20 protein-coding genes are annotated in these 21,954 nt (G+C 64.0%); 16 read left to right on the top strand and 4 right to left on the bottom strand.

What is annotated here, in order from left to right; genetic code table 11:
• Positions 1-171: 171 nt before the first annotated feature.
• The 8 genes from HV765_RS22290 to HV765_RS22255 are packed head-to-tail and all read left to right on the top strand — an operon-like array spanning position 172 to position 8,236.
• Positions 172-1,077 carry a branched-chain amino acid ABC transporter permease gene (locus HV765_RS22290; protein WP_054427588.1) on the top strand — a complete coding sequence of 302 codons (906 nt, stop codon included), beginning with the start codon at positions 172-174 and terminating at the stop codon, positions 1,075-1,077.
• Positions 1,077-2,075 carry a branched-chain amino acid ABC transporter permease gene (locus tag HV765_RS22285; protein ID WP_175170976.1) on the top strand — a complete coding sequence of 333 codons (999 nt, stop codon included), beginning with the start codon at positions 1,077-1,079 and terminating at the stop codon, positions 2,073-2,075. Before HV765_RS22290 ends, HV765_RS22285 begins: the two co-directional genes overlap by 1 nt.
• 2 nt (positions 2,076-2,077) lie before the next feature.
• On the top strand, positions 2,078-2,818 hold the full coding sequence (locus HV765_RS22280) for an ABC transporter ATP-binding protein (RefSeq protein WP_054427590.1): 741 nt from the start codon (positions 2,078-2,080) through the stop codon (positions 2,816-2,818).
• Positions 2,819-2,821: 3 nt separating this feature from the next.
• Entirely contained in the window at positions 2,822-3,478 is a 657-nt protein-coding gene (locus HV765_RS22275) for an ABC transporter ATP-binding protein (RefSeq protein ID WP_054427591.1), read from the top strand.
• Positions 3,479-3,495: 17 nt separating this feature from the next.
• Positions 3,496-4,932 carry an aldehyde dehydrogenase family protein gene (locus tag HV765_RS22270; RefSeq protein WP_175170975.1) on the top strand — a complete coding sequence of 479 codons (1,437 nt, stop codon included), beginning with the start codon at positions 3,496-3,498 and terminating at the stop codon, positions 4,930-4,932.
• A 27-nt stretch (positions 4,933-4,959) separates the two neighbouring features.
• Positions 4,960-5,712, top strand: a complete 753-nt coding sequence (locus tag HV765_RS22265) for a glucose 1-dehydrogenase (protein ID WP_054427593.1) — start codon at positions 4,960-4,962, stop codon at positions 5,710-5,712.
• Positions 5,713-5,770: 58 nt separating this feature from the next.
• Complete coding sequence (locus tag HV765_RS22260; protein WP_175170974.1) at positions 5,771-6,895, top strand: zinc-dependent alcohol dehydrogenase family protein; 1,125 nt, start codon at positions 5,771-5,773, stop codon at positions 6,893-6,895.
• Between the two features lie 36 nt (positions 6,896-6,931).
• Entirely contained in the window at positions 6,932-8,236 is a 1,305-nt protein-coding gene (locus tag HV765_RS22255; RefSeq protein WP_175170973.1) for an ABC transporter substrate-binding protein, read from the top strand.
• A gap of 92 nt (positions 8,237-8,328) precedes the next feature.
• Here HV765_RS22255 and HV765_RS22250 read toward each other — a convergent pair whose 3' ends face one another.
• The 3 genes from HV765_RS22250 to HV765_RS22240 all read right to left on the bottom strand — a co-directional run bounded on the left by HV765_RS22250 (position 8,329) and on the right by HV765_RS22240 (position 13,080).
• The gene (locus HV765_RS22250; RefSeq protein ID WP_254600676.1) at positions 8,329-9,471 is read right to left on the bottom strand and encodes a DUF2235 domain-containing protein; all 1,143 of its coding nucleotides are present in this window, start codon (positions 9,469-9,471) and stop codon (positions 8,329-8,331) included.
• A 203-nt stretch (positions 9,472-9,674) separates the two neighbouring features.
• Complete coding sequence (locus HV765_RS22245) at positions 9,675-12,026, bottom strand: cytochrome P450/oxidoreductase (RefSeq protein WP_175170972.1); 2,352 nt, start codon at positions 12,024-12,026, stop codon at positions 9,675-9,677.
• 64 nt (positions 12,027-12,090) lie between these two features.
• Complete coding sequence (locus HV765_RS22240) at positions 12,091-13,080, bottom strand: Bug family tripartite tricarboxylate transporter substrate binding protein (protein WP_054423249.1); 990 nt, start codon at positions 13,078-13,080, stop codon at positions 12,091-12,093.
• A gap of 158 nt (positions 13,081-13,238) precedes the next feature.
• Between HV765_RS22240 and HV765_RS22235 the strand changes: the two genes are divergently transcribed.
• Complete coding sequence (locus HV765_RS22235; RefSeq protein WP_254600675.1) at positions 13,239-14,081, top strand: IclR family transcriptional regulator; 843 nt, start codon at positions 13,239-13,241, stop codon at positions 14,079-14,081.
• Positions 14,082-14,295: 214 nt separating this feature from the next.
• Positions 14,296-15,057, top strand: a complete 762-nt coding sequence (locus HV765_RS22230; RefSeq protein WP_175170971.1) for a 5'-methylthioadenosine/adenosylhomocysteine nucleosidase — start codon at positions 14,296-14,298, stop codon at positions 15,055-15,057.
• Positions 15,058-15,149: 92 nt separating this feature from the next.
• Here HV765_RS22230 and HV765_RS22225 read toward each other — a convergent pair whose 3' ends face one another.
• Positions 15,150-16,058, bottom strand: a complete 909-nt coding sequence (locus tag HV765_RS22225; protein ID WP_054423247.1) for a LysR family transcriptional regulator — start codon at positions 16,056-16,058, stop codon at positions 15,150-15,152.
• 130 nt (positions 16,059-16,188) lie between these two features.
• On the opposite strand from HV765_RS22225, the gene HV765_RS22220 reads away from it, so the two are divergent.
• The 6 genes from HV765_RS22220 (at position 16,189) to HV765_RS22195 (ending at position 21,942) form a co-directional block, all read left to right on the top strand.
• The gene (locus tag HV765_RS22220; protein WP_254600674.1) at positions 16,189-17,214 is read left to right on the top strand and encodes a Bug family tripartite tricarboxylate transporter substrate binding protein; all 1,026 of its coding nucleotides are present in this window, start codon (positions 16,189-16,191) and stop codon (positions 17,212-17,214) included.
• A gap of 62 nt (positions 17,215-17,276) precedes the next feature.
• Positions 17,277-18,461, top strand: a complete 1,185-nt coding sequence (locus tag HV765_RS22215; protein WP_175170970.1) for a serine hydrolase domain-containing protein — start codon at positions 17,277-17,279, stop codon at positions 18,459-18,461.
• Positions 18,462-18,580: 119 nt separating this feature from the next.
• Positions 18,581-19,570: a Bug family tripartite tricarboxylate transporter substrate binding protein gene (locus HV765_RS22210; protein WP_175170969.1), complete on the top strand. Its 990-nt coding sequence runs from the start codon at positions 18,581-18,583 to the stop codon at positions 19,568-19,570.
• A gap of 61 nt (positions 19,571-19,631) precedes the next feature.
• Positions 19,632-20,603: a Bug family tripartite tricarboxylate transporter substrate binding protein gene (locus HV765_RS22205; protein WP_175170968.1), complete on the top strand. Its 972-nt coding sequence runs from the start codon at positions 19,632-19,634 to the stop codon at positions 20,601-20,603.
• A gap of 40 nt (positions 20,604-20,643) precedes the next feature.
• Positions 20,644-21,288 (top strand): flavin reductase family protein, encoded by a 645-nt coding sequence (locus HV765_RS22200; protein ID WP_054423243.1) that lies wholly within the window; start codon positions 20,644-20,646, stop codon positions 21,286-21,288.
• Between the two features lie 39 nt (positions 21,289-21,327).
• Positions 21,328-21,942 carry a glutathione S-transferase family protein gene (locus HV765_RS22195; RefSeq protein WP_054423242.1) on the top strand — a complete coding sequence of 205 codons (615 nt, stop codon included), beginning with the start codon at positions 21,328-21,330 and terminating at the stop codon, positions 21,940-21,942.
• Positions 21,943-21,954: the final 12 nt, after the last annotated feature.

The following is a 21,954-nucleotide window of genomic DNA, read 5'->3' as shown; positions in this document are numbered from 1 at the left end:
TTCCGGCCCGTTACGCAGCGCATCGCGAACAGGCACGGCAAGGTCCATAACGAGACAAGGGCGCGCCATGCGCGTCCTGGGCGACACGCCCGCACCGCCAAGCAGGACGCGATGTTGCCGCGGCAATGCGCGAGCCTGGTGGCAGGTGCTTAGCGTATTGGGAGAAGACGCTTGACCTTGGATCTATTGCCTCTCGCCTTGGTGGATGGCGTGGCATACGCCAGTCTGCTGTTCCTGGTGTCGATGGGGTTAACCCTGGTGTTCGGCGTGATGGGCATCTTGAATGTCGCCCATGGCGCGTTCTACGCCTTCGGGGGTTACGCCGCCGCCAGCCTCGTCATGTTTCTGGCGCCCAAGACAGACTCCCCCTTCCTGCTGTTCGCCGCTTTGTTCGTGGCAGCCATCGCTGTGGGTTTGGCGCTGGGCAGCATCATGGAATTCGTGCTGATTCGCCGGGCGCAAAACTACGACCCCATTCTTAAATTGCTGATCACGTTTGGTGGCTTTCTGATGCTGGAAGACATCCAGCGCCTGCTCTGGGGCGCGCAGCCCTACAGCGCCAGCGAAGTCGTGAACCGGCTGGGCAATATCGAAATTGGCGACATCACCTACACCACCTATCAGCTGGTCGTGGTGCCGGTGGTGGCGGTGCTGGCCTACGTGTGCCTGGAATTCTTCCTGCGCCACACCAAGCTGGGCAAGCAGACGGTGGCCACCACGCACAACCGCGAAGTCGCGACGTCGTTGGGCATCAACGCCAAGAAGATCGGCTACGTCACCTTTGTGATCGCCACCATCCTTGGCGCGCTGGGCGGCGCGTTGGCCGCGCCCACCACGTCGCTGGTGCCGGGCGCAGGCACCGACATGACGGTGCTGTCGTTCGCCGTCGTCGCCACCGCTGGTTTGGGGCAGATCACAGGCGCGCTGATTGCCGCGCTGTTGATCGGCATCATTCGCGCCATCGCCGTGTACGCCGCGCCCGAGCTCGAAGTGGCGGTGCCGTACATCATCATGGTGCTGGTGCTGATCATTCGGCCGCACGGCCTGTTCACCGTCGCCCAGGCCCGGAGGATCTGATGAAAGTTGCCGTACTCAGCCTTGTGGCCGCCGTTGCCACGCTTATTCTTGGCTACACCTTGTCTTGGACCATCACGCCGATCGTCATCGGCCTGACCTACGCGATTGCTGCGCTGGGCGTGTCGGTGATGGCGCGCGCGGGCCAGATTTCGTTTGGCCATGCGATGTATTCCTGCATCTCGGCCTACACCGTCGCCTTCCTGGCGCGCGCCATGCCGGGCGCCGATGCGCTGGTGCTGATCCTGGCAGGCGTCGTCGCCAGCTTCCTGGCTGCCATCGTCATTGGTCTTTTCGTCGTGCGGTATCGCGGCATCTTCTTCGGCATGCTGAACCTGGCGCTGAGCATGGTGCTGTTCGCACTGCTGGGCAAGCTCTACACCTTGACGGGCGGCTCCGACGGCCTGCGCATCGTGCGTCCGACCATGGCCGGCATCGTGATGGAGCGCGAGTCGTTTGAACGCGCGCTGCTGGTGGTGACGCTGGTGTTGTCGATGGTGCTGGCCTGGTGGGTGCAGCGCTACTTCCGGTCGGGCAGCGGGCAAGCCCTGTCGGCCATCAAGACGAACGAAACGCGCATCGAATACCTGGGCTTTTCCGCGTACTTCATCATGTGGAAGGGTTACTTGCTGTCGGCTGTGGTGGTGGGCTTTTCGGGCGCCATCCTGGCGCTGATGCAGGGCCTGGTCACGCCGGAAATCGGCTCGTGGCTGCGCTCGGGTGAATTCGTTTTCATCACCATTCTGGGCGGCGCCGGCCACGCGGCGGGCGCGTTCCTGGGCGCGGTGGGGTTTGAATCGGTGAAGCTGGTGTCGGCGGCGTACTTCCCCGGCCTGTGGCAGTTCCTGCTGGGCCTCACGCTGATCCTGGTGATCTTCATGTTCCCCACCGGCTTTGTGGGCCAGATCATGAAGCGCATCGCCACGCAGAAGCGTGACCGCGCACGCGCTCAGGCGCGCGCCAACGCCACGCTGCAATCCCGCGTGCCGGTAAGGAACTGAAGATGAAACCTCTGATTCAAACGACTGACCTGTATCTGGCGTTCGGCGGCGTGGTGGCGGCGGACAACATCAATTTCGAATTGCACGAAGGCGAACGGCTGGCCGTCATTGGCCAGAACGGCGCGGGCAAGACCACCTTCATCAACATCTGCACAGGCTACCTGGCGCCGTCCAAGGGCAAGGTGTACTTCGACGGGCGCGACGTCACGGCCATGGCGCCGCGCAAGATCGTGCGCCTGGGGCTGGGCCGTTCGTTCCAGTTGCCGCAGTTGTTCACCGAACACACCGTGCGCGAATGCGTGCAGATTGCCGCCGCGCGCCGCAACAAGGAACTGAGCTGGTTCCGCTCGCTGGAAAGCACCATCGACGAACGCGAAGTGGACGCCACGCTGGACCTGGTGGGCCTGTTGCCCGAAGCCGATGAAGCGTCCATCGAACTGCCCGAAGGCAAGCGCAAGCTGCTGGATGTGGCGATGGCGCTGGCCTTGCGGCCCAAGCTGCTGATCATGGACGAGCCCACCAGCGGCGTGGCGTCCGAAGACAAATTCGCGCTGATGGAAACCGTGATGCACGCGCTGGATGAACGCCGCGTGACGAGCTGGTTCGTTGAGCACGATGTGGACATTGTGTCGCGCTACGCCACGCGGGTAGCGGCCTGGATTGCGGGCAAGGTGGCCGCCGACGGCTCGCCCAGCGAAGTCTTGAATAACCCGCAGATCAAAAGCGAAGTGCTGGGGGCCTGAACCATGTTGAATCTATCGGCCATCAACGTCGACCTGGCGGGAAACCGCATCCTGCGCGACGTCAGCGCAAGTTTCGAATCCTCAAAAACCATCGGCATCGTCGGCCGCAACGGCGCGGGCAAGACCACGCTGTTGCGCACCATCATGGGCCTGACCAAGATCAAGTCGGGCAAGATCGCCTTTGACGGGGCCGACCTGACCGCCATGCCCGGCCACAAGCGCGCCGCGCTGAAAGTGGGCTACGCGCCCGAAGACCGCGTCATCTTCCCGACCATGACCGTGGAAGAAAACCTGAACCTGCCTTGCGAAGTGCAGGGCCAGTCCAAGGCCGACATCGCCGCCCGCATCGCCACGGTGCTGAAGGTGGTGCCGCAGCTGGAGCCCATGCTGGGCCGCTCGGGTTCGGCGCTGTCGGGCGGCCAGGGAAAGATGGTGGCGCTGGCGCGCGCCATCATGGTGGGCACCCGCCTGCTGATGCTGGACGAACCCTTCCAGGGCCTGGCCCCCAAGCTTGCGCGTGACTACACCGAAGCGCTTGGGCGGCTGAAAGAACTGCAACCCGAGCTGTGCGTCGTGATCACCGAATCCAACGTGAAGCTATTGGGCGACATCCCTGACCAGATCTGGACGATTGAGCGCGGCTCGATCACCTTGAATTGAATTCCCGGAGACATTCCATGACGCAGATGATTATCGATGGCCGCAAGGTCGACGCCCAAGACGGCCGCAGCATTGACGTGGTGTCGCCCGTCAACGGCGACGTGTTCACCACCATTCCGCGCGGCCAGGAGGCCGACGTGAACGCCGCCGTCAAAGCCGCGCGCGCCGCGCTGGAAGGCGACTGGGGCCGCATGACGGCGCTGGACCGCGGCCGCCTGCTGCTGCGTCTGGGTGAATCCGTGCTGGCGCACCACGAAGAGCTGGCGCAACTGGAATCGCGCGACACCGGCAAGCCCATGTCCACCGCACGCGCCGACATCACCGTGCTGGCGCGCTACTTCGAGTTCTACGGCGGCGCAGCCGACAAGGTGCATGGCCAGACCATTCCGTTCCAGAAAGACTATTCGGTTCAGCTGATCCGCGAACCGCTGGGCGTTACCGCCCACATCATTCCGTGGAACTACCCGGCGCAAATGTTTGGCCGCAGCGTGGCGCCGGCCTTGGCCATGGGCAACGCCAGCGTCGTCAAACCCGCCGAAGACGCGTGCCTGTCGATCATCCGCGTGGCGGAACTGGCGCTGGAAGTGGGCTTTCCTGCGGGCGCATTGAACATCGTGACGGGCCTGGGCGAAGAGGCGGGCGCCAGCCTGTCGCGCCATTCGGATATCAACTTCATCACCTTCACCGGGTCGAACGAAGTGGGCGTGCTGATCCAGCAAGCGGCCGCTGTCAACGCGGTCAAGTGCGTGCTGGAGCTGGGCGGCAAGTCGGCGCACATTGTGTTCGACGACGCCAAGTTCAAGCTGGCCATTCCCGCCATTGTGAAGGGCATCGTGCACAACGCCGGCCAGACCTGCACGGCGGGCAGCCGCCTGCTGGTGCAAAAGGGCATCTATGCCGAGTTCATGAACGCGCTGGCCGAGGAATTCTCGAAGGTGCGCGCCGGCACGCCGGACATGGACCTGACCTGCGGCCCCGTCGTCAACAAGGCGCAGTTTGACCGCGTCAACCGCTACATCGCCAAGGGTCTGGCTGACGGCTTGAAGGTCGCAGCCGAGGGCACGATTGCCGATGGCGTGCCCGCGGGCGGCTACTTCGTCAAACCGACGCTGTTTGCCGCGCCGTCGCATGACAGCACCTTGCTGACCGAAGAGATCTTCGGGCCGGTGCTGGTGGCGCTGCCGTTTGACACCGAAGCCGACGCCATCCGGCTGGCCAACGCCACCGACTACGGCCTGCTCGGCGCGGTCTGGACCGAGAACGGCGGACGCCAGCAGCGTGTTGCGCGCGGCATCAAATGCGGCCAGGTCTACATCAACGGCTTTGGCGCGGGCGGCGGCGTGGAACTGCCGTTTGGCGGCGTGAAGAAAAGCGGCCACGGGCGCGAGAAGGGCTTCATCGCCCTGGAAGAAATGAGCACGACCAAAACGTTGATCCAATTCTATGGTGAGTGATCGCCGCGCAATTTCCGGAGTCCAGTCATGAGTCAGTTGCAAGGTAAGGTCGCCATCGTCACGGGCGGCGGCAGCGGTTTCGGCGAAGGCATCGTCAAGCTGTACGCGAAGGAAGGCGCGAAGGTCGTCATCGCCGACATCAACAAGGAAGCCGCCGACCGCGTGGCGGCCGAAGTAGGCGCTGCGGCCGTGGCCGTGAAGGCCGACGTGTCCAGCCGCGCCGACATCGACAACGTCGTGCGCGTTTGCCAGGACACGTTCGGTTCGGTCGACATCGTCGTCAACAACGCCGCCATCACCCACAAGAACCAGCCGATGCTGGACGTGGACGAGGCCATGTTCGATCGCATGTTCGACATCAACGTGAAGTCGATCTATCACATGGCGCAAGCCGTGGTGCCCGTGATGCGCAAGCAGAAGCGCGGCGTGATTCTGAACATCGGGTCCACCGCCGGCATCCGTCCGCGCCCCGGCCTCAGCTGGTACAACGCGTCCAAAGGCGCTGTGAACGTGCTGTCGAAATCCATGGCGGTGGAACTGGGCCCGGACGGCATCCGCGTGAACGCCATCTGCCCCGTGATGGGCATTACCGGCATGTTCGAGCTGTTCATGGGTCTGCCGGATACGCCGGAGAACCGCGCCAAGTTCGTCTCCACGATTCCGCTGGGCCGCTTCTGCCAGCCGTCGGATGTGGCGGCGGCAGCGTTGTTCCTGGCGAGCGACGCGGCGGAATTCATCACCGGCGTTGAGTTCCCGGTGGACGGCGGGCGCACCGTCTGATTGATTCGGATCGGCCGGCGCGCGCCGGCCGTCTTTGACCTACCAGGATGTCAGGCGCATGAAAATCAAAGCGGCGTTGTTGCGCAACGTAGGGGTGGAAGGCCCGTACGCCCAGACCCGGCCATTGACCATCACCGAGATCGAACTCGACCCGCCCGGTACGGGCGAGGTGCTGGTGCGGATCAAGGCGGCAGGCCTGTGCCATTCGGACTTGTCAGTCATCAACGGCGACCGCCCGCGTGGCGTGCCGATCGTGCTGGGGCATGAGTCGTCCGGCGAGGTCGTGGAAACGGGCCCTGGCGTCACCGACCTGAAACCCGGTGACCATGTGGCGATGGTGTTCGTGCCAAGCTGCGGCTGCTGCAACCCCTGCATGGAAGGCCGGCCCGCGCTGTGCGAGCCAGGCGCCGCCGCCAACACCCAAGGCACGCTGCTGGGCGGCGACCGCCGTCTGCACATCGGCGACGAATATATCAACCACCACACGGGCGTGTCCTGCTTCGCGGAATACGCGGTGGTGTCGCGCCGCTCTTGCGTCAGGGTCAACGTTGAACTCAGCCATCGCGAAGCCGCGTTGTTCGGCTGCGCGGTGCTGACCGGCGCGGGCGCCGTGCTGAATCGTGCGCGCATCAAAGCGGGTGACACCGCCGCCATCGTGGGCCTGGGCGGCGTGGGCTTGTCCGCCTTGCTGGCCGCCGTGGCCGCCGGCGCGCGCCGCGTCGTCGCCGTTGATCTCAGCGACGAGAAGCTGGCGCTGGCCCGCGAACTGGGCGCCACGCACGTCGTGAACCCCAAGCAGATCAAATCCGACGACGATCTCTTCGACCTGGCAGGCGGCCGCGTGGACTACGGCTTTGACATGGCGGGCGCTGTGCCTGCGTTCGAGACCGCCTACAAACTCACCCGCCGCGGCGGCGCCACCGTCACGTCGGGTTTGCCCAACCCGAAGCTCAGCTTCCCGTTGTCGCTGTCGCAAATGGTGGGCGAAGAGCGCGACATACGCGGCAGCTACTTGGGCTCGGGCGTGCCGGCCATCGACATCACCCGCTACATCGACCTGTACAAAGCCGGCCAGTTGCCGGTGGATCGGATGATGGGCAAATCGTTTTCGCTGGACCAGATCAACGAGGGGTTCGATCACCTCGCCACCGGCGGCAGCCTGCGCGACGCCATCGTTTTCTAAGGGCATAGACCCGACTACAACACTGGAGACAAGACCATGAAAACTTCAAGACTGGCTGCCCTGTTAGGCGCCACCCTGCTGTCAGGCTTCACGGCGCTGGCCAGCGCCGCCGACAAGCCCAAAGAACTGAACATTGGCATCTCGACGTTCCTGTCGGGCTCGGCCTCGGTGTTCGGCGTACCCGCCCGCGACGCGGCCGAGATCCTGATTCAGGACATCAATGCCGCAGGCGGCATCGACGGCGTCAAGCTCGTGCCCAGCTACATCGACGAAGGCGGCGGCGGCGAAAAGCTGCTGTCCGAATATCGCCGCTTGGCCGAAGGCGGCACGCGCGTGATGCTGTCGGCCATCTCCAGCGGCCACTGCAACATCGTGGCCCCCGTCGCCGAAGACCTGAAGGTGCTGAACGTGCTGTGGGACTGCGGCACGGAAAAGGCCCTGGAAGGCAAGAAGTACAAATACGTCGTCCGCACACAGGCCAACGCCACCACTGAAATGGTCGCGCAGGTGCTGTACCTGATGAAGGTCAAACCCGACTTCAAGACGATTGCCATCGTCAACCAGGACTACGCCTGGGGCCGCGATTCGCGCGACATCTTCCTGGCCGCGCTGAAGAAGTTCAAGCCCGACGTCAAGGTCGTGGCCGAGATGTTCCCCAAGTTCGGCGCCGCCGACTTCTCCACCGAAATCAGCCGTCTGCAAGCGCTGCGCCCGGACGTCATCGTATCCACGTCGTGGGGCGGCGACCTGGACAACTTCGTGCGCCAGGCCTCGCAACGCAACCTGTTCAAGAACTCCACCTTCGTGCTGTCGCTGGCCGAAAGCTCGCTGGAACGCTTGGGCAATGCCTTGCCCGAAGGCGTCTACGTCGGCGCGCGCGGCGACCACTACTTCCTGCACCCGGAAACCAAGGACGATCCGCAGCACCAGGCTTTCGTGAAGAAATTCCACGACAAGACGGGCGCCTATCCGATCTACTCGGTCTACCACATGGTGCAAGCCATCCAGGGGTTGAAAGCCGGCTACGAGAAAGCCATCAAAGACAACAACGGCGCCTGGCCCACCCCGGAACAAGTGGCCGCCGCCATGCATGACGTGACCTTCAAAGGCTACGGCCGCGAAGTCAAAATGCACCGCGCCGACGGCCAAGGCCTGGAAGCGCAGTTGTTCGGCGTGACGAAAAAGAGCGACAAGTACCCGTTCAAGGTGCTGGCCGACATCACCATCGTGCCGGCGGAGCTGGTCACCCCGGGCGTGGCGGACACGTCGATGGAGTGGATCGACAAGAGCCTGACGCCGGATGTGCTGAAGAGCGATCAGATCAAGGTGTACGCGAACTGAGTAAACGGTGTTGTGTGTGCAGGGACTCCCCGACGAGAGATCGTCGGGGTTTTTTTTGGGTTTTTTTGGAGTCTGACACCTTAAAGCACGGCTCAGGCCCGCCCCACAGGAAGTTCCGCCAACGCAGCTTTGAAATCAGGATAGTCTTTCATGTACAGAGGGTGTTGTTCGACGCGCTTCGCCATCCGTTCATCCACCGTCAAATTCAACACCGTCGCCCCATCCCAAACCCTTGGCCGTTTCTTCACATGAATAAGCACCTTCTCCGTGAACTCCCTATACGAATCGTGCGGTTCGCATTGGTCGTAGTCGGTCGCTATCCTCTGCACAACCCCCGCCTCTAACCCCACCTGCCGCGCCTTTTCCTGCAACCAAGCCGCAGGCAAGGTCTGCAAGCTCCCGTCCCGATACCCGCCACCGATATCCGAGTGCGCGCCAATAAACCAGCGCTGCTCAACGGGCCTGTCCGCCGGGCGCGGTTCCGACGTGGCAAGCCTTGTCCACAACGTCGGAAAGTACGGTTCGCGATATTCGTTCGTAGCAATCGCGTGATAGGCGTGATGCACGTGATTACTCAGCTCGGTGTCGTGAAAGTTATAGAACTTCGAGAATCCGGGAAACGAAATCCCGCCGACGGGAATGCCTAAGCTGCCTACGGTGTCCCATACGCCGACAAAGTGCAGGTCGGTCTCGCGCGAGAATTGCGCGCGAAACGAGAGGGCGTCGATGGACGAGGGCAGGCAGTCGTCGCGGTATAGCGCGTAGGCTTCGGCGACGTTGTCTTCAGTGGGGTTTTTGAGCAGCCCGCATTTGCGGACCATGCCGGCCAGGCTGCGAGCGGAGTACGCGCCGCGGCTGAAACCGAATAGAAATATGTGGTCGCCGGGTTCCTGGCGTTGGCAAAGCCATTGATAGCCGTGGCGGATGTTGGCGGATAGCCCTGCGCCGAATGCGCCGCCCAAGAACTTGTCGACGGCGGTCCACAGGCCGTGGCCTTGTGTGCCGACGCCTTCGATGTATAGGGTTTCCTGCGTGCTGGTTTCGGGTGCGGCTTTGTAAAGCTCGTAGGCGTTCGTGCGGTCGTTGGGTTCGTTCCACGTGCCGTCAAAGAAGATGGCCAGATTCTTCACCATGTTCAGCTCCCCACAGATCGAGTCTTGCGATACATCTGCTGCTGGCTGGGATGATGCCCGCGTGAGGCACGCTATCACGGTGCTCGTGCGTTTGCCGTCCAAGTGGTTTCCCTGCTGATGGGATGTACACCGCTTTTTGTACTAGTCGGAGGACGGCGTTAAGGTCATCGCCGCCGCGCGATGGGCGTGAGGTTAACTAGTGGATGAGACAACAGAACTAGATAAAACGTCGCCATCCGATTCTGTATGGATGGTATCCACGCAGGATCGGATGGCGGCTGGTTAAAAAGCGGAACCTTGGAACTTCAAAGCTCCAACACCACCTTTCCACCCCCGCACGCACGAGAACAGCACGCCATCATCTTGTTGTTCGCATCCCGCTCTGCGCGTGTCAGCACCACGTCCCGATGATCAATCTGACCTTCCAGCACTCGCACTTCGCACGACCCGCAAAGCCCTTCTTCGCAATCGCTTTGCACGTCGATATTTGCGCCGCGCAGCGCCGTCAGTAATGTCTGATCCGCGGGCACGTTCAAAACGATGCCGGAATCCTTCAGCACCACTTCAAACGCTTGTTCCTTCGACGGGTCCAACGTGCCCAGGGTGGAATGGAAGTGCTCGACTCGCAACGCATCCTCTGGCCACGACGCGCAACATCCGGCCAGCGCATCCAGCAACCCCTGCGGCCCGCACGCGTAAATCTGCGTGCTGGCGTCGGGCTGGGACAGCAGCGCCGCATAGTCGGCGCGCGTGCCTTCGTCTTTTACGTGGGCATGCATGCGGTCCCTGTGCAGGGCCGTTAACTCGTCCAGCATCGCCATGCAGACGCGCGACCGGCCGCTGTAGTGCAGCTGGTAATCCAAGCCCAGCTCCTTCGCGCGCCGCGCCATGGCGCTGATGGGGGTGATGCCGATGCCACCGGCAATCAGGATCAGCTTGCCGGCGGCTTCGTTCATCCGGAAGTGATTGCGCGGACCTCGGATGCGCAGGCGCGCACCGGCAACCGCGTTGGCGTGCATCCATGCAGAGCCGCCTCGGCCTTCTGTTTCCTTCAGCACCGCAATTTCAAATGCGCCGGCGTCCGCCGGATCGCCGCACAGTGAGTACTGCCGTGACAAGCCCGTATCACCGCATTCCACATCGATATGCGAACCCGGCGTCCAGCGGGGCAGGGGCTTTCCATCGGGCGATACCAAGCGCAAGCGCACGATGCCGTCAGCGGCTTCGACCGCGCTTTGCACGATCACGGGCCGCGTGATGGCGTGCGATGAGGGCTCGCCGATACGTACCGGGTGTTGATCGTTCAGCAGTTCGGGCGACGCCAGTTCAGGGTTTTGCGTGGCATCCCATTCCACCCACAAATGCTCCGGCCCGCGAAACGACGTGTTCGGCACATACGTAAATGCCTGTTCCGACAGCTTCAGATGCGGCAGCCGGCGCGTGAGTTCTTCCAGGAAGATCTGCATTTCCATGCGGGCCAGGTTCTTGCCCATGCATTGGTGCGAACCATAGCCAAAGGTGAGCTGGTCGCTGGCGTTTTCACGGCGGATGTCGAAGAGGTCGGCGTCGGCAAATTGGCCCTCGTCGTGGTTGGCGGATGAGGTGACGATCAGCAGTTTTGACCCCGCCGGAATCGGCACGCCGGCGATCTCGACGTCGCGCGTGGCCAGGCGGCGCCAGGCGGCGACCGAGCCGTTGTGGCGCAGGCATTCTTCGACGGCGTTGGGGATCAGGTCAGGGTCTTCGCAGATTTCGCGCCAGGCGTAGGGGTGTTGCAGCAGCAGCTTGATGGCGTTGGCCGAGGCGTTGGCGGTGGTTTCGTGGGCGGCGACGATGCCGGCCATCATCATGGAATGCAGGTAGGAATCGGTGACGACATCCGGGTGCGTCTGTTGTTTGCGCAGGCCGTACTGCATCCAGCCGGGGCCGGACGGGTCCTGGCGCATCTTGTCCAGGATCTTGCCGGCCAGCTGCCAGAAGTTGCCGACGGCATGCGCCACCGCAACCTGTTCTTCGGGCTGCGGGCGGCCCCAGGTGTTGACCGTGTGCGCGATGGAATATTGGCGCAGCAGGTCCATGTCTTCTTCCGGCACGCCCAGGAAATGCAGCGCCACGGTCAGCGGCACTTCCCACAGCATCTGGTCGACAAGGTCGGCGCGGCCGTCGTTGATGAAGCGGTCGACGTACTCGCGGGTCAGGCGGCGCACCATGGGTTCGTGGTGCTTCAATTCTTCGGGAGTGAACGGGTCCATCAGCACGCGGCGGCGCGGCATGTGGGCGGGTTCGTCTTCGTTCACCAGCGTGCGGTTCATGGCGTAGCCATAAGACGCCAGCACGGCGTTGGCTTCGGGGCCGGTGGGCGTAATTTTTTCCAGCGCGATCGACGGGCTGAAGGTGATGTTGTCGCGAAAGATGGCCTTGATGTCTTCGTAACGCGTGACCACCCAATAGCCCAGTTTGGGGCTGTAGAACACGGGTTCCTGGTCGCGCGCCCAGCGCACGTACTCGGGCGGATCTTGCTGATAGCCGTCGCCAAAGGGGTCGAACTCGGCCGCGCGCGCGCTGACCGGACAGCCGGTGGGGCTTTGCATCGCGGCAAGCGCCGCGTGGTCGATGGGACAGCCCGACGGGCGCGAGGAGGAGGGCGATTGGCTCATGAAATCCTTCCGTGTATTCGTGTTGCAGCAGGCCTGCCCCGCGGGCGAGGCAGGCCGAAAGCGCTTAGTCCAGCGTGATGTGCAGATCGCTGATCAGCTTTTGCCAGCGGGCGCGTTCGCCCGTCAGCAGTTCCGCATATTGGGCGGGCGTGTTGCCGACGGGTTCGATGCCGAACTCGATCAGGCGTTGGCGCGTGGCGGGGTCATTGATGGTGGCGACGACCTGCTTGTTCAGCGTGTCGATCACCGCTTGCGGCGTGCCGGCCGGCACCACCACGCCCACTTGCGCGGCGGCTTCCACGTTCTTCAGGCCGATCTCGGCGAAGGTGGGCACGTCAGGCAATTGCGCCAGACGGGTCGGGTTGGCCACGGCCAGCGCGCGGACCTTGCCGCCGTTGATGAAGCCGGCGCCCGCGGCCAGGTCCACCATCATCGCGGGAATCTGCCCGCCGGCCACGTCGGCCAGCGCGGGCGATGCGCCGCGGTAGGGCACGTGCGTCATGGTCAGGCCGCTTTCCACTTTCAGCAGTTCCATCGCCAGGTGGTGCGGGCTGCCGGCGCCGGCCGAACCGTAGTCCAGTCCGTCTTTGCGCGACTTGGCTTCGGCCAGGAACTCTTGCACCGTGTTGACCTTCATGGCGGGCCCGACGACAAGAATCATCGGGAAGCGGCCCATCAGCGTGACGGGGGCCAGGTCTTTCGCCGGGTCGTATGACAGCTTCTTGTACAGCGCCGGGTTGAACACCAGGGTGCCGTTGTCGGCAGACAGCATGGTGTAGCCGTCGGCGGGCGCGCGGGCGGTTTCGGATGCGGCGATGGCGGTGTTGCCGCCCGGCTTGTTCTCGATCACGACCGGCTGGTTCAGGCGGCCCGTCAGGCCCTGGCCGATGCTGCGCGCCAGGAAATCCGAGCCGCCGCCGGCGGCGTAAGGCACGATCCAGCGCACGGGCTTGGACGGATACGCGGACGGGGCTTGCTGGGCGGACGCGCCGGCACAGGCCAGCAAGGGCAAGGCCAAGAGGGCGGTCAGGATGGGGTGCTTCAAGGTGCGCATAGGCTGTCTCCTCATTGGGATAGCCTGATGGCATCCCTTCTTTTGCGTAAATCATATACGCAATGCGTAATTTTTCAAGAAGGGTTAACCTTGCTCCGTCCCTGGCAGCGCGCCGCGCCAGCCAGTGACCCCATCTCTGCCTGGAGCCGCACCCCGATATGAGCAAAGCCGTCCCGCCGTCCGAAACGTCTGCCGCCGATTCCGATCTGGAATCTGCCGCCAGCCCGCGCGCCCGCCGTCAACGGGTCCAGGCGGCCGAGACCGGCATGGTGGTGTTGAAGGGCTTGGCCCGCATGGGCGGCCGCGCAAGCCTGACGGCGCTGGCGGCCCACGTCGGCGAAAGCCCCGCCAAAGTGCACCGCTATCTGATGAGTCTGATGGCTGAAGGGCTGGTGGATCAGGAGGTTGCGACGCAGCAATACCACCTGGGCCTGGAAGCGCTGTTCGTGGGCGTGGCCGCCATGCGTCAGGCCGATCCATTACGAATCAGCGAACCTGCGCTGATCCGGCTGCGCGAAAGCCTGGCCGTCACGTGCTTCATCGCGGTGATGGGCAATAAGGGGCCGACCATCGTTCGCTTCGAAGAACCGGGCCTGCCGATTACCGTGAACGTGCGCGTGGGGTCGGTGCTGTCGATGCTGTGGTCGGCGACGGGGCGCGCGTTTTTGGGTGCCTTGGATGAAGCGCCGGTGCAGCAGATGGCGTTGGCGGAACTGGCGGACGCACCGCAGGATTTGCGCGCTTTGCTGGACCGCGATGATCCCATCGGCGTATTGCGGCGCGACGTGCGCGCGGCGGGTTGCGCGACGGTGAAGGACACGAATCTGCGCGGGATCAGCGCGGTGTCCGCGCCCCTGTATGACCACACCGGCCGGCCCTGCGCGGTGTTGACGGCGCTGGGCGCGACAGGCGGCTTCGACGTGTCGCCGGGCGGCAAGGTGGTGGCGGCGGTGAAAAAAGAAGCGGCGGCGGCAAGCGCTGCGCTGGGGTACACGGGGTAGCGAAGCCGTCCGCGGTGCGCTGGGGTACACGGGGTAGCGAAGCCGTCCGCGGTGCGCTGGGGTACACGGGGTAGCGAAGCCGTCCGCGACGCGCTGGGGTAGACGAGTAGCGATGCTGCCGCGCGGCGCTCCTGCTTTTCGAGTATGTTGCGCGCTGGGCGCGACCGGCGGGTTCGACGTCGCACCGCTACGCCATTCAGCATCGAAGGACATCATGGAACGTCTCGCCATTCTGGGCGCCTTGCACGAAGAAATCGCCGACCTGCTCGCCGCGATGGACCCGGGCGCGGCCGTACACCGCATCGCCATGCGCGATTTTCATGTGGGCACGTTGTGGGGCACGCCGTGCGTGATCGCGCTAAGCCGCATCGGCAAGGTGGCGGCGGCTGCGACGGCAACGATCGTCATCCGGGAATTCCAGGTGTCGCGCGTGATCTTCACGGGGCTTGCGGGCGGCTTGCATGCGGACGTGGACGTGGGCGACGTGGTGGTCGCCAGCACCTTGATGCAGCACGACATGGACGCGCGGCCCTTGTTCGATCAGCACGAAATTCCCTTGCTGGGGCGCGTGCACTTTGAAGCCGATGCGGTCTTGAGCCAGCAGCTGTATGACAGCGCGGCACGCTTTACGAGCCGGCGCGACATGCCTGTCATACAGGCCGGCGCCACGTTCGCCAAACCCCGCGTCCACCACGGCCTGATCGCCACTGGCGATGTGTTCGTCAGCCACAACGACGACGCGCAGGCGCTGCGCAAGCGCTTGCCCGATGCGTTGTGCGTGGAAATGGAAGGCGCGGCGATGGCGCAGATCTGCTATGAATTCGGCATCCCGTTTGCGGTGATGCGTGTGATTTCCGACCGTGCCGACCATGCCGCAAAGACCGACTTCACCGCGTTCCTGCAAAACGTGGCGCGGGTGTACACCGCTGGCATCCTAGAACCGCTGCTGAAGTCGGGCGCGTGGTCGGACGGCTGATGCTGGACGAACTGCGTTGACCGTTGCGCGCGAGGATAGCGTTGCGGTAGATGCAGTCTGAATGCAAAAACAAAATTTCTGGCGCTACGCCGTCAAGGCGTGCCGGCCATCTGCGCCGCGCACCAGTCGCGGACTTTTTCCAGCGCGGGCGGTGGCGTCTTGCCATCCAGCGTGACGAACATGAATTGCGAACTCAGCGCCAGCGGCGGCGACAGATGCAGCGGTACGAGCTCACCGCGTTCCAACCACACACGCGCCACTTGCAGCACGCCAAAGAACACCGCGTCACTGCGGCGCACCACTTCCACCAGGGCGTTCACGTCGTTGGACTGATATTGGATGGCGTCATGAAAGTGCGTGCGGTTGCCGAAGTATTCGTTCAGACGATGCAGCACGTCGTGGCTCATCGCGCGGCCGCTGGCGGCCAGCGGATACTTGCGCAGCTCGGCGAAGCTGAGCTCGTGCACGTGCTGTAGCGGGTGGCCTGCGCGGCAGACAAAGCCCAGCGGCGTAGGTGGAAACAGGTCCAGCGTCAGGTCGTCATCTGGCGGCACTTGTGTGCGGTGCAAGATCAGCGCATCGACATCGCCGTCGCGCAATTCCTGCAACTGCATGTCGGCCGTGCCGCCACTTAACTGCACCTTGATGGCGGGATAGCGCTGCATCATGTGCTGCAACAGGTGCACGGATAGCATGGCGGTGGGCGCGGGCCCCAGGCCCAGCCGCAGCGTGCCGCCTTCCACATCGGCAAGTATCTTTGCGCTGCGCCGCAGCTCGGCCAGCTCGACCCGTACGCGGCGCGCGCGCGCCAACGCCAGTTCACCCAGCGATGTCAGCGTCTTGTTCTTGCCGCGTTCCAGCAGCGGGCCGCCCAGTTCTTCTTCCAGCGCCTGGATGCTGCGGCTAAGCGCGGGTTGGGTCAGATGCAGTTTGTCGGCGGCGCGGCTGAAAGACTGCGTTTCCACCACGGCCAGGAAGTGGTCCAGCTGCTGAAGGTTCATGCGGGCCTGCCCAAATTATTCATTTTGATTATGGAAGGTAAGCCGATTATGCATTGGACGGCAATTAGTGGCGCTCCTAAGATCGCTGCACCTCCGCCGCTAGCCGGCACCCGCTTTCCAGTGAGCCGCCATGGTCCCGTCGCTATTCCCCTCTGTTGCTGCATCGCCCCTCTTTCCCCGTGCTTCGCTGCGCCGCTGGCTGGCCGCTGCAAGCGTGGCGGGCGCTGCGCTCGCCCCGTTCGCCGCGCAGGCGGACTACCCGGTCAAGCCGGTGTCGGTGGTGGTGCCGGTATCGGCCGGCGGCGCGGCAGATGCGCTGGCGCGCGCCTGGGCCAGCTACGTCGGCAAGGCCATCGGCGGCACGGTGATTGTCGAGAACAAGCCCGGCGCCAACGGCAGCATCGCCGCGGCGTTTGTGGCCAAGCAGCCGGCGGATGGTTATTCGCTGCTGTTTGGCAGCACGTCGAACATGTCGTTGAACCCGTTCTCGTACAAGACCCTGGCGTACAACCCGGTGCGCGACTTTGATCCGGTGACGATGATCGCCGGCACCTCGCAGGTGCTGGTCACGAATTCGGCCACCGGCATCAAAAGCATCGACGACCTGGTCAAGGTGGCCAAGAGCAAGCCCGGCGTACTGAACTATGGCTCGGCTGGCATGGGCAATTCAACGCATCTGAACGTGGCATTCCTGGCGCAGCATTTTGGCCTGGATATGTCGCATGTGCCGTACAAGGGCGCGGCGCCGGCCATGATGGATTTGGTTGGCGGGCAAATCGACCTGACGGCGGACGCGTTGACGGGCGCCATCCCGCAGATCAAGACCGGCAAGGCGGTGCCATTGGTGGTCTTTGGCAGCCAGCGCGTGGCCGAGCTGCCTGATGTTCCGACGATCTACGAAGTGGGCGCCCGCGATTTTCCCAGCGATGGCTGGTATGGCTTGATGGCGCCCAAAGGCACGCCGCCTGCCGTGCTGGCCCGCCTGACCGAAGCCACGCAGAAGTTCTGGGCCGACCCCGAGGCGCGTGCGCAGATGGCGCAGATCTACATGCTGCCGCCCGCCAGCTTCGGCGGCCCGGCCGTGGCTGAAGCCATGCAGCGCGAGGCCGCCACGTGGGGGCCCATCATCAAGCGCCTGGGCATCCAGAACGATTGATCTGACCCTTCCTTTTCGCGCGCCGCCCCACTGGCGGCGCGGCATTGCATTGAGCCTGATTCATGACCGACCTTTCCCTACCGCCCGCCGCCATCGCCCAGCCCACCGTCCACCTGCCGCGCAGTGAAGACTTTCTGCTGTGGCCGCCTTGCTTGCAGTCCTACGGCTATCGCATCGTTGACCAGCTGTTCGCCACGCGCACCGTGACGCGCGGCCCGGTCACGCGTGAACTGGCGCGCGGCCCGGAAGCCCAAGTGCGATACGTCACCGACGGCGTGCAACGCGGCGTGCCTGAATTCATGGACCGCAACAACGTCGCCGGCCTGCTGGCGATTCGTGACGGGCGCGTGGTGCTGGAGCAATACGGCTTGGGCCTGCAACCGCATGACCGCTGGTCCACGATGTCCACCATCAAGTCCGTCACCGCGCTGCTGGTTGGCGCGGCCGTGCAGGACGGCGCCATCGGCAGCATCGACGACCCCGTCACGCGTTACCTGCCCGCCATGCAAGGGTGCGCCTACGAACACGTAACGGTGCGCCATCTGATGACGATGTGTTCGGGCATGGCCTGGACCGAGGACTACACCGACAAACAGTCGGACGTGAACCGCTACAGCAAATCGCTGGCCGATAAAGCGCCCGGCGGCGTGCTGGCCTTGCTGCGCGCCTGCCAAAGCCTGCATGTGCCGGGCGACGTCTGGCACTACAACACCGGCGACACGTATCTGATGGGCGCGCTGATTTCCGCGGCCACCGGCAGCACGCTGGCGGATTACTTGTCGCGCAAGATCTGGCAGCCCTACGGCATGGAGTTCGATGCCTTCTACACGCTGGAATCCGAGAATGGCCAGGAAATTGGCGGCAGCCGCGCAGGCATGACGCTGCGTGATCTGGGGCGGGTGGGGCAGTTCGTGCTGGACGACGGCGTTGTCAACGGCCAGCGCGTGCTGCCGGAAGGCTGGATCGACCAGGCGGCGACGGTGGCGCACACCGTGCCGGAAGCCTTCCATGCCGCCAGCCGCCAGGCGCTGGGGCTGACGGGCTACGGCTATAGCTGGTGGCTGCGCGAAGACGGCGCGATGATGGCGATGGGCCATTCCGGCCAGCGCATCTACATCGACCGCCGCCATGCGCTGGTGGTGGTGCAACTGGCCGCGTACCCCGAGCCGCGCTATGTCAGCGCGAACGAGCCGGATCGCGATGCGGAATTGAATGCGCTGATTGCGGCCATTCGCGGCGCGGATTGATCCCGGAACGTCGGGCGCGAACCGTGCCCGACAAAACAGATATGCGATTCGGCGCATAGCGCCGCCCAGGCGCCGCGCCTACCATGCTCCAAACACAAGAAATAAGGTTTGGAGACAGCATGAAGATCGCAAGTGCGCTGGTGTGGGTCAGCCTGGGTATGGGGCTGGGTATTGGGCTGGCCCCGTTGACGCCGGCCTTGGCCGGCCCCTATCCCGATCATCCGGTCAGGATGATCGTGCCCTTTCCCGCAGGGGGCGCCACCGACTTGATGGCCCGCGCGCTGGCGCAGGGCTTAGGAGAAAAGCTCGGGCAGGCTGTCGTGGTGGAAAACCGGGGCGGCGCGGGCGGGTCGATCGGGGCCGAGGCCGTGGCCAGCGCGGCGCCTGATGGCTACACCTTGCTGTATTCGACGATGGGCGTGTTGACGATCAACCCGTCGCTGTACGCCAAGCTGCGCTACGACCCGCAGAAGAGCTTTGCGCCGATTTCGATGACGAATCTGACGTCGAATCTGCTGGTCGTGAACCCGGAATTAAAGGTCAACTCGGTCGCAGAGTTGGCGGCGCTGGCCAAGCAGCGGCCGGGTGAACTCACGTTCAGTTCGTCGGGCAATGGCACCACCAGCCATCTGGCGGGCGAAATGTTCAAGTCGACGGCAGGCGTTGATATCCGCCATATCCCGTACAAGGGCACGTCGGGCGCCATCAATGATTTTCTGGCTGGGCGTATCTCGATGATGATCGATACGTCGTCCAACTTTATCGAACAGGTCAAGCAGGGCAAGGTGCATGCGCTGGGCGTGACCAGCCGGAAACGGTTGCCGGCGTTGCCGGACGTGCCGTCGATTTCAGAATCGCCCGGTTTTGAATCCTACGAGGTCAGCTTGTGGTCAGGCGTGCTGGCGCCCGCCGGCACATCTCGCGCCGTTATCGACAAGCTGAATCAGGACATCAAGGCGGTCATGACATCGCCGCAGATGGTCGAACGCATGGCCGCTTACGGCATCCAGACCACGCACAGCACGCCTGAAGCGTTCGCCGCGCAGATTCAGACCGACACGGCGAAATGGGCGCAGGTGATCGAGCAGTCTGGGGCACGCGCGGATTGAATGCGGTTTTGCGGGCGCGACGTTTGCCATTCTTCGCGCGATGACTTCGACGGGAACTCCAATGACTTCGATGATCCGATCCCTGCTTGCGGCGGCCCTTGCCGCGTGCGCGTTCACGCCCATGGCCCAGGCGGCCTCTTACCCTGACCATCCGCTGACGCTGATCAATCCCTATGCTGCGGGCGGCCCGGCCGATGTCGTGGCGCGCAGCCTTGGGCGTGCGCTGGAGAAGCGGCTGGGCCAACCTGTGGTGGTGGAAAACAATCCGGGCGGCGGCGCGTCCATCGGCACGGGTTTTGTGGCGCGCGCCAAGCCGGATGGCTACACGCTGTTGCTAGGCACCTCCGCTGGCCATGTCGTCACGCCATTGATGCAGAAGACGCCTTATGACGGCGTTGAGGGGTTCGCGTTTTGCTCGGTGGTGGCGGTGCAGCCGATCATGCTGGTGGTGAATCCGTCGCGCGGCATCGGCAGTGTTGCGGCGCTGGTCGAACGCGCCCGCGCCGAGCCGGGCAAGCTGAGCTACGGTTCGGCGGGGGTGGGTGGCGCTACCCATCTGGGCGCAGAACTGTTCCAGCAAAAGGCGCACATCCAGCTGAACCATATTCCCTACGCGGGCGCGTCGCCCGCGATCAATGATGCGGTAGGCGGCCAGATCGACCTGGCCATGCTGAACCTGTCGGCCAGCTTGCCGTTCATCCGCCAGGGCCGGTTGAAGGCGCTGGCTTATGCGGCCGACAAACGTTCGGCCTTGTTGCCGGACGTGCCCACGCTGGAAGAAGCCGGCATCTCTGGCGCGCAGGCGGCCACGTGGTACAGCCTGGCGGCCCCCGCAGGGACGCCGCCCGACGTCGTGCAGCGCTTAAGCGATGCGGTCAAAGCTGTGAACAGCGACCCCGACTATCGCCGCGTCATGCAGGAACAAGCGATCGAGCTGATGGCGCTGTCACCGGCGGATGCCTACGCCTATGTGCGCCGCGACCGCGCCGACATGCAGCAGTTGCTGGACTCCTTGGGGCTGCTGGCAAAATGACGCTGATCCTTTCAGCCACCACGCGCAAGGCGATGCCACGATGAACTTTGACTTCAGCCAGTTGGCCGCGGCCGATGCGTTCAAGCTGCTGTCCAGCGTGGTCGTGCCGCGCCCCATCGCGTGGGTGGTCAGCCAGTCGGCAACCGGCGATATCAACGCCGCACCCTTCTCGTTCTTCAATGTGGTCAGCAGCGATCCGCCGATTGTGGCGCTGGGCATCGGCCCCCGGGGCGGGCAGTTGAAGGACACGTCGCGCAACATTCTGGACACACGTGAATTCGTGATCAATCTGGTGTCCGCCGAGCTTGCCGAACAGATGAATCGCACCAGCCTGGACTATCACGCCGATGTCAACGAATTGGTGCGTGCCGGCCTCACGACCGAGCCGTCGAAAACAGTGGCGCCGCCGCGCATCGCGCAAAGTCCCGCCGCGCTGGAGTGCAAGGTCTGGCAAGTGATCGAGGCTGCGCCGCAGCGGGTGATCGTGCTGGCGCGCGTGGTGGGCATGTACCTGCGCGATGATGCGCTGTTGAACCGCGACCGCTTCTACGTGGACACGCCCGCCTTGCGCTTGCTGGGCCGCATGCATGGGGCGGGCTGGTATGCGCACACCAGCGATCTGTTCCAGATGCTTGTCCCGGACGCAGCGAACGACCCCGCCGTGCGGCCCGCGCAGGGGCATTGAACCCGTCAGGATTAGACTCAACGAATCAGGAGCTGAACGATGAAACTGCATTGGTCGCCACGGTCGCCCTTTGTGCGCAAGGTGATGATTGTGTTGTACGAAACGGGCATGGAAGACCGCGTGACGCTCGCGCGCACGCCGGTGGCTATGGACAAGCCCAATCTGGATCTGATTCCGGATAACCCCTTGATCAAATTGCCAACGCTGGTGCTGGACGATGGCACGCCGGTGTATGACTCGCGGGTGATCTGCGCCTATCTGGACGGCCTGACGGGCGGACGCCTGCTGCCTCGGGAGCCGCACGCGCGGCTGGTGGCGGAACGCCGCCAGGCGCTGGGCGACGGCTTCCTGGATGCCTTGCTGCTGTATCGGCAAGAGCGCAACAAGCCTGTGGAAAAGCAGACGGCGGCCTGGCTGGATGCTTTTGCGCTGAAGGTGCGGTCGGTGCTGGCGGCCTTGGACGCCGAGGCTTCTGCGTTGGCGTCTACGCCGTTTGATCTGGGCCTGATCGCTATCGGATGCGCGCTGTCGTACATGGACTATCGTTTTCCAGACATCGCCTGGCGCGATGGGCACGACGCGCTGGCGGCATGGCATCGGAATTTCTCCGAACGCCCGTCGGTCGTGCGCAGCCAACCCGACGAAACCCCTTGAACTGAGGATGAT

This window comes from Achromobacter kerstersii, assembly GCF_902859595.1.
In the GTDB taxonomy this organism is placed as follows: Bacteria; Pseudomonadota; Gammaproteobacteria; order Burkholderiales; family Burkholderiaceae_B; genus Achromobacter; species Achromobacter kerstersii.
The sequence above is the reverse complement of the archived record's forward strand: the minus strand, read 5'-3'. Positions and strand labels throughout refer to the sequence as shown.

Bases quoted from the DNA above. Each gene is read 5' to 3' on its own strand.
- HV765_RS22285 (WP_175170976.1), top strand. From the start codon at position 1,077: ATGAAAGTTGCCGTACTCAGCCTTGTGGCCGCCGTTGCCACGCTTATT.
- HV765_RS22280 (WP_054427590.1), top strand. From the start codon at position 2,078: ATGAAACCTCTGATTCAAACGACTGACCTGTATCTGGCGTTCGGCGGC.
- HV765_RS22275 (WP_054427591.1), top strand. From the start codon at position 2,822: ATGTTGAATCTATCGGCCATCAACGTCGACCTGGCGGGAAACCGCATC.
- HV765_RS22270 (WP_175170975.1), top strand. From the start codon at position 3,496: ATGACGCAGATGATTATCGATGGCCGCAAGGTCGACGCCCAAGACGGC.
- HV765_RS22265 (WP_054427593.1), top strand. From the start codon at position 4,960: ATGAGTCAGTTGCAAGGTAAGGTCGCCATCGTCACGGGCGGCGGCAGC.
- HV765_RS22260 (WP_175170974.1), top strand. From the start codon at position 5,771: ATGAAAATCAAAGCGGCGTTGTTGCGCAACGTAGGGGTGGAAGGCCCG.
- HV765_RS22255 (WP_175170973.1), top strand. From the start codon at position 6,932: ATGAAAACTTCAAGACTGGCTGCCCTGTTAGGCGCCACCCTGCTGTCA.
- HV765_RS22245 (WP_175170972.1), bottom strand. From the start codon at position 12,026: ATGAGCCAATCGCCCTCCTCCTCGCGCCCGTCGGGCTGTCCCATCGAC.
- HV765_RS22240 (WP_054423249.1), bottom strand. From the start codon at position 13,080: ATGCGCACCTTGAAGCACCCCATCCTGACCGCCCTCTTGGCCTTGCCC.
- HV765_RS22235 (WP_254600675.1), top strand. From the start codon at position 13,239: ATGAGCAAAGCCGTCCCGCCGTCCGAAACGTCTGCCGCCGATTCCGAT.
- HV765_RS22230 (WP_175170971.1), top strand. From the start codon at position 14,296: ATGGAACGTCTCGCCATTCTGGGCGCCTTGCACGAAGAAATCGCCGAC.
- HV765_RS22225 (WP_054423247.1), bottom strand. From the start codon at position 16,058: ATGAACCTTCAGCAGCTGGACCACTTCCTGGCCGTGGTGGAAACGCAG.
- HV765_RS22220 (WP_254600674.1), top strand. From the start codon at position 16,189: ATGGTCCCGTCGCTATTCCCCTCTGTTGCTGCATCGCCCCTCTTTCCC.
- HV765_RS22215 (WP_175170970.1), top strand. From the start codon at position 17,277: ATGACCGACCTTTCCCTACCGCCCGCCGCCATCGCCCAGCCCACCGTC.
- HV765_RS22210 (WP_175170969.1), top strand. From the start codon at position 18,581: ATGAAGATCGCAAGTGCGCTGGTGTGGGTCAGCCTGGGTATGGGGCTG.
- HV765_RS22205 (WP_175170968.1), top strand. From the start codon at position 19,632: ATGACTTCGATGATCCGATCCCTGCTTGCGGCGGCCCTTGCCGCGTGC.
- HV765_RS22200 (WP_054423243.1), top strand. From the start codon at position 20,644: ATGAACTTTGACTTCAGCCAGTTGGCCGCGGCCGATGCGTTCAAGCTG.
- HV765_RS22195 (WP_054423242.1), top strand. From the start codon at position 21,328: ATGAAACTGCATTGGTCGCCACGGTCGCCCTTTGTGCGCAAGGTGATG.